Origin of the sequence: Bacteroides caecigallinarum (assembly GCF_016902295.1) — a bacterium.
GTDB classification, from domain to species: Bacteria; Bacteroidota; Bacteroidia; order Bacteroidales; family Bacteroidaceae; genus Phocaeicola; species Phocaeicola caecigallinarum_A.
This window is the reverse complement of record NZ_JACJLQ010000007.1, coordinates 99,658-109,350: the sequence shown is the minus strand read 5'-3', so window position 1 is coordinate 109,350 and position 9,693 is coordinate 99,658. Positions and strand designations below refer to the sequence as shown.

At 44.3% G+C, this 9,693-nt stretch carries 8 protein-coding genes; 1 reads left to right on the top strand and 7 read right to left on the bottom strand.

Annotation, left to right across the window (positions count from 1 at the left end):
* Positions 1 to 598: 598 nt before the first annotated feature.
* The 6 genes from H6A27_RS03775 to H6A27_RS03750 all read right to left on the bottom strand — a co-directional run bounded on the left by H6A27_RS03775 (position 599) and on the right by H6A27_RS03750 (position 8,407).
* Complete coding sequence (locus H6A27_RS03775; RefSeq protein WP_204507744.1) at positions 599 to 1,240, bottom strand: nitroreductase; 642 nt, start codon at positions 1,238 to 1,240, stop codon at positions 599 to 601.
* A gap of 23 nt (positions 1,241 to 1,263) precedes the next feature.
* Complete coding sequence (locus H6A27_RS03770) at positions 1,264 to 1,989, bottom strand: DNA alkylation repair protein (RefSeq protein WP_204507743.1); 726 nt, start codon at positions 1,987 to 1,989, stop codon at positions 1,264 to 1,266.
* Positions 1,990 to 2,192: 203 nt separating this feature from the next.
* A complete protein-coding gene (locus H6A27_RS03765; RefSeq protein WP_204507742.1) occupies positions 2,193 to 3,629 on the bottom strand; it encodes an efflux transporter outer membrane subunit in 1,437 nt (478 codons plus the stop codon).
* Positions 3,616 to 6,765: an efflux RND transporter permease subunit gene (locus tag H6A27_RS03760; RefSeq protein ID WP_204507741.1), complete on the bottom strand. Its 3,150-nt coding sequence runs from the start codon at positions 6,763 to 6,765 to the stop codon at positions 3,616 to 3,618. The genes H6A27_RS03765 and H6A27_RS03760 overlap by 14 nt, the downstream gene beginning before the upstream one ends.
* Positions 6,766 to 6,777: 12 nt before the next feature.
* Positions 6,778 to 7,875, bottom strand: coding sequence for an efflux RND transporter periplasmic adaptor subunit (locus tag H6A27_RS03755; RefSeq protein WP_420867841.1), 1,098 nt, complete (start codon positions 7,873 to 7,875; stop codon positions 6,778 to 6,780).
* A gap of 151 nt (positions 7,876 to 8,026) precedes the next feature.
* A complete protein-coding gene (locus tag H6A27_RS03750; protein WP_204507739.1) occupies positions 8,027 to 8,407 on the bottom strand; it encodes a hypothetical protein in 381 nt (126 codons plus the stop codon).
* Positions 8,408 to 8,609: 202 nt separating this feature from the next.
* On the opposite strand from H6A27_RS03750, the gene H6A27_RS03745 reads away from it, so the two are divergent.
* Positions 8,610 to 9,002 carry a DUF2721 domain-containing protein gene (locus tag H6A27_RS03745; protein WP_154045134.1) on the top strand — a complete coding sequence of 131 codons (393 nt, stop codon included), beginning with the start codon at positions 8,610 to 8,612 and terminating at the stop codon, positions 9,000 to 9,002.
* Positions 9,003 to 9,006: 4 nt separating this feature from the next.
* On the opposite strand, the gene H6A27_RS03740 is transcribed toward H6A27_RS03745, so the two are convergent.
* Positions 9,007 to 9,681: an ABC transporter ATP-binding protein gene (locus tag H6A27_RS03740; RefSeq protein ID WP_204402279.1), complete on the bottom strand. Its 675-nt coding sequence runs from the start codon at positions 9,679 to 9,681 to the stop codon at positions 9,007 to 9,009.
* Positions 9,682 to 9,693 lie beyond the last annotated feature (12 nt).

The window sequence follows — 9,693 nt, the reverse complement described above, 5'->3', positions numbered from 1 at the left end:
GAGCCAGGATCAAACTCTTCATTGTAAAATATTTTTATATATCCGTTAAGGATATGTCTTTGTCTCTGTCCAGGATCCCGTAATTATTTTAATTGACGGTTTATTCTTTAATTTTTCATCACACTACATTATTATAATGTGACGCTTGTACTACATTCTGTTTGTTTATTTATTTAAAATCTTTCAAAGAACTTTCTTCCGTTTTGGAAGCGAAAGTGTTTGCAAAGGTAAGCGATTTATTTTTAATCACCAAATTTTTTCGAATATTTTTTTTCGAAAAAATTTTCGAGGATAAAAAACCGAAGGAACATTTCTCGCTCCCTTGTATACTAACAAGGTAAGATACTCAAGAACCTTACAACAGCTCTACCACCTTCTCAACATTTCAACTTAACTGCCTTCCCTCTCGAAAGCGGATGCAAAGGTACAACCTTTTTCCAATAATACAAACTTTTTCGCAAATATTTTTCCAATAAAAATTACACAAAAAAAACGTAATAGCCTAATAAACAGGAATATATTTATATAATTAATTATTGAAATTGGAGCTACAAAGTTTCTGCTATTTCTTTATATAATATATTTCATTATTAAAATATCACTCTACAAACTTGATTTTTTCTGCTTTTCTAGGTTTTGCAGCCGGCGATTCATCAGGATAGCCGAAAGATATAGCATAAAGCAGATTATAGTTCTCCGGCAGGTCAAGACGTTTGAGCAAAGATTCCGCTTCAGGCAGTTTCATTGTTCTGGCTATTCCTCCAAGACAGCATGAGCCCAATCCTAACGACTTTGCAGTGAGAATCATATTCGCTCCGAGAAGTCCGCAGTCCACCTGCGAGAAATCGTATGTAGTATCGTTGGCAATGAATATCATTACAGGAGCTCCGTATGAGGTATGACGGATTTTTGATTCGTCAGCGCCTTTAGCAATGGCAAGGCTTCTGTTCAGCGAGTCCAACTCAGAAATGTATTCCTGATTAACTACACGTATCTCCCACGACTGTTTGTTCTGTCCGTTGGGCGCATTGATTCCGCATTCCAGTATCTGCCGCAACTTTTCCTGCTCAACCGGCTGCTGTTTGTACTTGCGGATACTCCTGCGCGACATAATGGTCTCTATAACCTGGTTTTTACCCTCGGAAGCGGCTTCCTGTGCCTCCATGTTTTTCTGCGACGGCGTACATGCCGACAATGACGCCAATCCCGCAATAAAAAATAATCTTGAAATTGTTTTCATAATGATAATTGTTATACTGTTATTCATTTTCTCTTCATATTGCGCAAACACGTTTTCATGTCTCCATCAACACGATATGACTCTATAGTTTTCTGTATGGATTTATTATAGGTAAAATCGTCAAGTTTCGCCCGTTTCATATATTCCAACGTTTTTTCGGGATATTCCACAAAACAGAACGATATGGCCCATGCCACAGCCATCCTGACGTAATATCCTTCGTGACGGATATTGTCGTAAAGTTCAAGCAATTCGTCAATATGGCTGTCATCAATAAAATATTTCATAGTCATAACCACCCCGAAACGTATATCATATTCTCTATCCGAATAGATGAATGACTTAAGGTACTCCCATATTCTGTCAGAATGAACTGAGAAATATTTTTTGCTACCGGCAAACTTGAAAGAGTCGCATACAGACCAGCTGTTTATAATCTTAACAAAACGCGTAACGTATGACAGATATTCTTCAATATTCCCGTCCGGTCTGATATAGCCTAACACAAGTCCCTGAAGCATCCTTTCCTCCATATAGAACGATGGAGCATCAGCCAGATAAGCCTTCCAGTCGGCTTTGGCTATTTCAGCCGCCAGCTTACGCATATCAGGCAAACGCAATCCAAGCACATTCTCTACTCCGGGATTCAATTTCTCGGCAAATTCCTTATTTGAATTTTCAGCCAGTTTCAGGATATACTCCCTTACAGGTTTGCCATGCAACAGGAATGCATTTTCAGATTTTTCCATGAAAAATGATGTCTATATATAATGAATTTATCTTATCTGTTCAGAGGGTTAGCAAATATAAAAACAATATACGAAATAATCCTTTCTAATGCCTCAAAAAAAAACGTGCGTTCGTTTAAGGTAAAACGTGCGCACGTTTAAAGTTAAATGTGCGCACATTTTGTCTCGAATGTGCGCACGTTTTTTTTAACAGTTTCTTAACACTAAAAACTACCGCCTCCCAGTGCTCTGTAGAGCATGGTATGGATACGGCAATACGATATGTTCAGCTCAATTCTCTCGAGTTCACAATCCAGATAACGCTCGTCGGCAGAAAGAACATCCAGATAGCCGGCAAAACCGGTTTTGAACAGTTCGTTGGCATTATAAATGGCACGGTGATGAATGCGGCTCTCCTCTTCCTTCAATGCCTTGCGGAGATTCATCTGCTCGGACGAAGTAATCAGATTCACAACTTCAAGATACGAACGAAGTACTGTCTCATGATAATCGAGCAACGCTATCCGCTGACGTCCGTTGGCTTCTTCCCATAAAGCGCGGATTTCATTGCGTCTGAATATAGGAGCCGAAATCCCAGCAGCGAGATTATATACCATAGATGCAGGCGAAGTGAACCATTTATCAAGACTGAAAGCATTGAAGCCAGCCCCTCCCCCAATAACCAGAGAAGGGAAAAACGCCTTACGTGCGGCAGATGCATCCGACTTGCATGCCAATAGTTCCAGTTCCGCAGCAACCACATCCGGGCGGTTACGCAAAATCTGAGCAGGTATGCCTGTCTCCACAGGGAATGTATAATCACTTATTTCCTCGAACGAAGAGCGTTTTATCTCAAAAGGCATGCGTCCCAGCAGAAGCGCAAAGGCACGTTCGGTCTCAGCCATCTGCTGTTCGGTGTCGAGAAGCATTTCTTCAAGCTTAAGACGACGCGAGCGGAACTGATCGACAGAAAGTCTCGACTCCTCACCTTCGGCCATAAGCTCATTGGCAAGAAGATATGATGCCGCCGTCTTGCGGATGGCTTCCTCGAGTACATATTGTTTCTTGTCGAGACCTATCAACTTATAATATACATCTGCCACTTCACCCACAAGCATTGTCTGTGCCAGACGTTTTGCCTCGACTGACTTCATCCAGCGTGACACTGCCGAACGCTTCTTGTCGGTCAGTTTTCCCCATATATCGGCCTCCCACTGGAAGTTCAGTCCGAGGTTCAGATTCTTATAAGGGTCAGGAATATGCTTGTCCTTTGCCAAATCAGGTGTATTGGTGGTGCTGTTTCCAACACCGTCCATAGTATATTCGCCGAAACGCTGGATGCCACCGTCAATACCCAATGAGATTTCCGGAAACAGGGCTCCCTTTCCGGCTTTCATCTGCGCACGGGCTATGGAAACATTTTCTATTGTCTTGAGGAAAGAATGATTGTTCGACAGAGCTGAATCTATATATTCCACAAGGTACGCGTCAGGAAAAAATTCTTTCCATGATACGGATGCCATTGTCACAGTATCTGTGTCTTCAATAAAAGCTTCGGGCAGGTCGAACTTCTCCGTCGGCGTAAGGGAAGGTGCCTTACACCCTCCCATAGCCAGTGCCGAAGCCATTAAAACAATATATGCAAATTTATTCTTCATCATCTTCTTCTAAATAGCTGACTTTATTGCGGTTGAGATAAACCGACAGTGTTTCAAATACCAAATATAATCCCGGCACGAGGAAGATACCCACGAACGTACCGATAAACATACCTCCCGCGGCGGCAGTACCGATGGAACGGTTGCCCAAAGCTCCGGCTCCCGAAGCAAGCACAAGCGGAATAAGACCGCAGATGAACGCGAAGGAGGTCATGAGGATAGGACGCAGACGGCTGACAGCTCCCTTGACAGCTGCTTCGAATGGAGTAGCTCCCGCTGCACGGAACTGGTTTGCCATCTCCACAATGAGGATGGCATTCTTACCCAAAAGGCCGATAAGCATGACGAGCGCCACCTGGGCATAGATATTGTTTTCAAGCCCCGCTACCTGGAGGAAGAAATAAGAACCGAAGATACCTGCAGGCAACGACAGTATAACGGAGAACGGCAGAAGCAAGCTCTCGTACTGTGCGGCAAGAAGCAGATATACGAACAGAAGACAGATACCGAATATCATGAATGTCTGTCCGCCGGAGTCTTTCTCCTCACGTGTAACACCCGACCATTCCACGTCGTAACCGCGAGGAAGGACTTCCTTACAGATTTCCTCAACTACCTTGATTACCTCACCGGTACTTACTCCACCCTCACCTTCGCCGGTAATGAGCGCGGAAGTAAACATATTGTAACGTGTAATCTGGCTCGGACCATAGATACGTTCCATAGTGAGGAAGTTGGAGTATGGCACCACATTACCGTCGTTGTTCTTGGCATAAAGTTTATAGATGTCTTCCGGATTCATACGGTACTCAGGAGAAGCCTGAATCATAACCTTATACATCTGTCCGAAACGGATGAAGTTTGATGAATAGAAACTTCCGATATATGCCTGAAGTGTCTCCATCGACTTGTCAAGGTCAACACCCAACTTGGCAGCCTTTGCCAAATCGACTTTCAAGAGGTACTGAGGGAAGTTAGGATTAAATCCTGATGTGACACCCTGTATGCGAGGGTCGGCATTGAGTTTCTCTACCAGATTGTCAGCCACTTCGGCAAACTCATGGAAGTCGCCCGCAGTCTTGTCCTGCAATCGAAGCTCGAAACCGCTGGCATTACCGAAGCCCGGAACCGACGGCGGAAGGAAGAACTGGATGTCGGCATCCTTAATGTGCGACACGCGGTCGGCGTATGTGCGCATAAGTTCATCTACTGTCTGCTCTCTTTCGTCCCACGGCTTGAGGTTAATCATACCCATACCGTAGCTGGCACCTTCTGTTTCGGTCATAAGACTGTAACCTGCCAGTGTAGAGATACTTTCAATCTCTTCGAGCGGAAGGAGTGCTGCCTGAACCTGGCTCAATGCTTTCTCGCTTCGCTCTACGGTTGCCCCAGGAGGCGCATCGACGTTGATATATATCATACCCTGGTCTTCGTTAGGGATAAATCCTGTAGGAAGAACGAGATTGATACCGTATGTGGCGGCAAGGAAAAGCAACAGAGTGAGATATGTGAATGAGCGGCGGCCCAGGTACTTGGAAAGTCCGAGATTATAGCGGCGTTCGAAACGTGCATATCCACGATTGAACACTACGAAGAAACGGCGCATGAGAGTTGCCTTCTTCTTTCCGTGAGTAGCCGGACGGAGCAGCATGGCACAGAGTGCAGGCGACAGAGTCAAGGCATTTATACCCGAAATGACAATAGCCACGGCAAGTGTGAGCGAGAACTGACGGTAGAAGATACCAACCGTACCTTCCATGAAACCTACAGGCACGAACACTGCCGACATGACAAGAGTAATGGCAACGATAGCACCACCGATTTCCTTCATCGCGGCCACTGATGCCTTGTATGGAGAGAGTTTCTCTTCGTGCATCTTAACGTGGACAGCCTCAACCACGACAATGGCATTGTCCACCACAATACCTATGGCAAGCACAAGGGCAAACAGAGTAAGCATGTTTATGGAGAATCCCAAAACCTGCATGAAGAAGAATGTTCCGACAAGTGACACCGGAACGGCGATGGCAGGAATAAGCGTAGAGCGGAAGTCCTGAAGGAAGATATATACCACCACGAACACAAGGAGGAATGCCTCGACAAGTGTCTTCAGCACTGACGCGATGGAAGCGTCGAGGAAGCGCGACACGTCGTACGCAATATTATATTCCATACCCGGAGCGAAACTGCTCTCTTTAATTTCTTCCATACGTGTCTTGATGTTCTTGATTACCTCGCTGGCATTAGAACCCGGACGCTGCTTGATCATGATAGATGCCGAAGGACGACCGTCGGTCATGGAAATCATGTTATAGTCCTCAGAGTCGAACTCTATGGTAGCCACATCCTTGAGTCGCAGGAGCGAACCGTCAGGCATGGCCTTCAAAACAATCTCGCCATACTCTTCAGGAGTACTGAACTTACCGGTATATTGCAACACGTACTGCAACTGCTGCGGAAGTTTGTCGGAACTGATACCAGTCTTACCCGGTGCCGCCTCGATGTTCTGACGGCGGATAGCCTCCGTTACATCCTGCGGCACCATGTTATATGCAGCCAGACGGCTCGGATTAAGCCATACACGCATAGCGTAGTCACGGCTACCCATGATTTCCACAAATCCCACACCGTCGATACGTTTCAGCTCGCGGAGGATATTGATATCGGCAAAGTTATATACGAATTTCTCTGTATGAGTACTGTCTGTACTGAAGATGTTGAGGTACATCAACATACTGTTTACCTCCTTCTCCGTAACCACACCGGCGCGGATAACTTCTTCAGGCAACTCATCGAGGACTGTAGTCACACGGTTCTGCACATTCACAGCAGCCACATCAGGGTCTGTTCCTACCTTGAAATAGATAGTGGTGAGCGACATACCGTCGTTGGTACAGACTGTAGTCATATAAGTCATGCCCGGCACACCGTTGATGGCACGTTCGAGCGGAGTAGCTACAGTCTTGGTCATAACATCGGCACTGGCACCCGTGTAGCGGGCAGTGACCGTAACGGACGGCGGCACGATATCCGGATACTGCGTGATAGGAAGAGAGACGATAGCCAGTACCCCCAGGCACACGAATATTACTGATATAACCGCCGAGAGAATCGGACGACGAATAAATAACTTGAACATAGGCTGAAGAGATTATTCGACGTTTTCCAAATGAAGTTCTTTTCTCACATCAGCAAACGGGATAGTATCTGTCTTGATATGCATACCGTCGCGAATCATCTGCACACCTTCATACACTATAGTTGTGTTTGCGCCAAGGTCATCGGTGATATAGTAGTTGTGATAACGTTCTATAGGATTGAAGCTGCGAACCTTTGCTGTACCGGTGCTATCGACAAGATATACATATGTAAAGTCCTGGATTTCGAAAGTCGATTTTTGAGGGACAAGACAAATATCCTCCATCTTGGTCATAAGACGGATTTTACCGGTAACACCATGTTTAAGAAGTCCTTCCGGATTAGGGAAACGAACACGGAAAGCGATAGAACCTGTACCACGTTCGAAATCACCTTCTACAGTTTCGATAACACCCTTATACTGGTAAACTGTTCCGTCGGCAAGAACAAGCTCCACATTATTAGCCTGCTGGACATCAGCACCCTGAAGCTGGGCACGGCGGATACGAAGATATTCACTCTCGTTTACCTTATAATAAGCGAAAATCTCCGAGATGTCACTCACTGTAGTAAGCAAGCTTTCAGGACTTACAAGGCTACCTACCTTATAAGGAATACGGTCAGCATAACCCGTGAAAGGTGAAGTGATAGTAGTATATTTCAGGTCCATCTGCGCACGCTGCATCTGCGCGCGAGCCTGTTCCACCTTCATACGGGCCACTTCACGTTCTCTCTTAGCCTGCTCCAAACGAATCGGAGAATAAATCTGCTTGTCCACAAGGCGTTCAATACGTTCCATCTCGTAATTTGCCATTTCAAGTTCGGCCTCGGTCTGTTTGTAATTAGCCTCTGCCTCTTTCACAGCCTCAGCATAGTTTTCAGAACTCAAACGGAACATAGGCTGTCCTTTTTTCACGAACTCACCTTCATCAATCAATACCTCTTTGACGTATCCTTCCACCTTAGGCTTTATCTCTACAAACTGTATGGCCTGGATATCGGCCACGTACGTACGCGGCAACTCTACCGTTGTAGGTTGAAGAACTGTTACAGGTATAGAGCCGTCACTCCTTACCTGGTTTGTGCCGGATTCGTGGCACGCAGGAAGCATTCCCGCCAGCAACGACAGAAAAGCAACCTTCTGAATAGAAATTTTCATAAGATTACGTAATAGAATTTTAAAAGAAACTATGTGTTTTGTTAGAATAGAATTAATATGCTGAACCATGACGGGAAGTCATGGCACAAGACATAAATCCCTACTAAATAAGCAGAGTCCTAAACTTGATATAGGATTGGCTATCTGTAATATAAATTGGACTTTCAGATATATAATGCCGTTTATGAAGCCGGTAATCGTCAGAAAAATATACCGGCATAAAACACAAAGTACAAAAAGAATCGAAGAAGAAGAAGAAACGGACAGATGAAGTTCTGTAAGACGGATTGGACCATTCAGCGTATTCCCCTTGCGAATCGCTTACAGAAGACTCATCGTCCACAGTCAAGACAGCAGACGGCTCATCATCACAAAAAGCAGCATAAATCAAGTCATATCCGAACACATCGAACTGTATGAGCACAAACATGATCATACAAACTATTCTGGATATATATTTACCTGCTACTTTATATGAGAACATTACAATAACCTGCCTTTAATCTCTTACAAAATTAATAGTTGTAAATAATGTATAAAAATATACGTTGAGGTTTTTAGTCTGTTTTAACATAAAAATGATAAAAAGTCAGTTCTTTATACGTAAAACCTTACGAAAAGACTATACTTCCAGAATAAAAAACTAACTTTGCGTACAATAAAACAATATAAAAATAAAAAATTATATGGAAGAACTGAACTTAAGCACTCCTGCCCTGCTGTTCTCGGCAGTTTCACTCATACTACTGGCATATACCAACAGATTTCTGTCGTACGCACAGCTTGTAAGAACTCTTAAAGAACAATATGTACAGAAACACTCGGAAGTGACAGCCGCACAGATAGACAATCTGCGCCGCCGGCTTTACCTTACACGAAGCATGCAGGTGCTTGGTATATCAAGTCTGTTTCTCTGCGTAATCACAATGTTTCTGATTTATATAGGATTTCATACAACAGCAGTGTATGTATTCGGCATAGCACTGCTGTTGCTTATAGCATCACTCGGTATTTCTATTTGGGAGATACATATATCCGTAAAGGCACTGGAGATACATCTGAGGGATATGGAAAAATGAAAATTCATTCGCTCACCTCATTTACCACCTCACCGTCGAACAGATTGATTATTCTGTCGGCATAACTAGCGTCATGACGTGAATGTGTAACCATGACAATGGTAGTGCCATCCTTGTGCAACTCACTCAAAAGAGACATAACCTCTTTACCGTTTTTCGAATCAAGATTTCCGGTAGGCTCATCGGCAAGGATAAGCTGAGGGTTGGCTACGACTGCACGCGCTATGGCTACACGCTGCTGCTGACCACCGGAAAGCTGCTGCGGGAAATGCTTGGAACGGTGGGATATATCCATACGGTTCATAGCCTCTTCTACCCTCTTTTTTCTTTCCGACGACGGAACACCCATATACAAAAGAGGCAATTCTATATTCTCGTACACGTTCAGTTCGTCAATAAGGTTAAAGCTCTGGAATACGAAACCTATAACTCCCTTCCTTATATCAGTACGTTGCGATTCCGTGAATTTTGACACTTCCACTCCATTAAGGTAATAAGTCCCGTCAGTAGGGTTATCAAGCAGTCCGAGGATGTTGAGCAGTGTAGACTTACCACATCCGGAAGGTCCCATGATAGCCACAAACTCACCTTTCTTTACTTCAATACTTACATTATTCAATGCCCAGGTTTCCACTTCCTCTGTGCGGAACACCTTTTTCAAATTTTCTGTCTTAATCATATTAGTAGAATT

What these genes read in the sequence shown, in the direction of transcription:
- H6A27_RS03765 (WP_204507742.1), bottom strand. Translation starts at nt 3,629, where the DNA reads ATGATGAAGAATAAATTTGCATATATTGTTTTAATGGCTTCGGCACTG.
- H6A27_RS03750 (WP_204507739.1), bottom strand. Translation starts at nt 8,407, where the DNA reads ATGTTCTCATATAAAGTAGCAGGTAAATATATATCCAGAATAGTTTGT.
- H6A27_RS03770 (WP_204507743.1), bottom strand. Translation starts at nt 1,989, where the DNA reads ATGGAAAAATCTGAAAATGCATTCCTGTTGCATGGCAAACCTGTAAGG.
- H6A27_RS03740 (WP_204402279.1), bottom strand. Translation starts at nt 9,681, where the DNA reads ATGATTAAGACAGAAAATTTGAAAAAGGTGTTCCGCACAGAGGAAGTG.
- H6A27_RS03755 (WP_420867841.1), bottom strand. Translation starts at nt 7,875, where the DNA reads ATGCTTCCTGCGTGCCACGAATCCGGCACAAACCAGGTAAGGAGTGAC.
- H6A27_RS03760 (WP_204507741.1), bottom strand. Translation starts at nt 6,765, where the DNA reads ATGTTCAAGTTATTTATTCGTCGTCCGATTCTCTCGGCGGTTATATCA.
- H6A27_RS03775 (WP_204507744.1), bottom strand. Translation starts at nt 1,240, where the DNA reads ATGAAAACAATTTCAAGATTATTTTTTATTGCGGGATTGGCGTCATTG.
- H6A27_RS03745 (WP_154045134.1), top strand. Translation starts at nt 8,610, where the DNA reads ATGGAAGAACTGAACTTAAGCACTCCTGCCCTGCTGTTCTCGGCAGTT.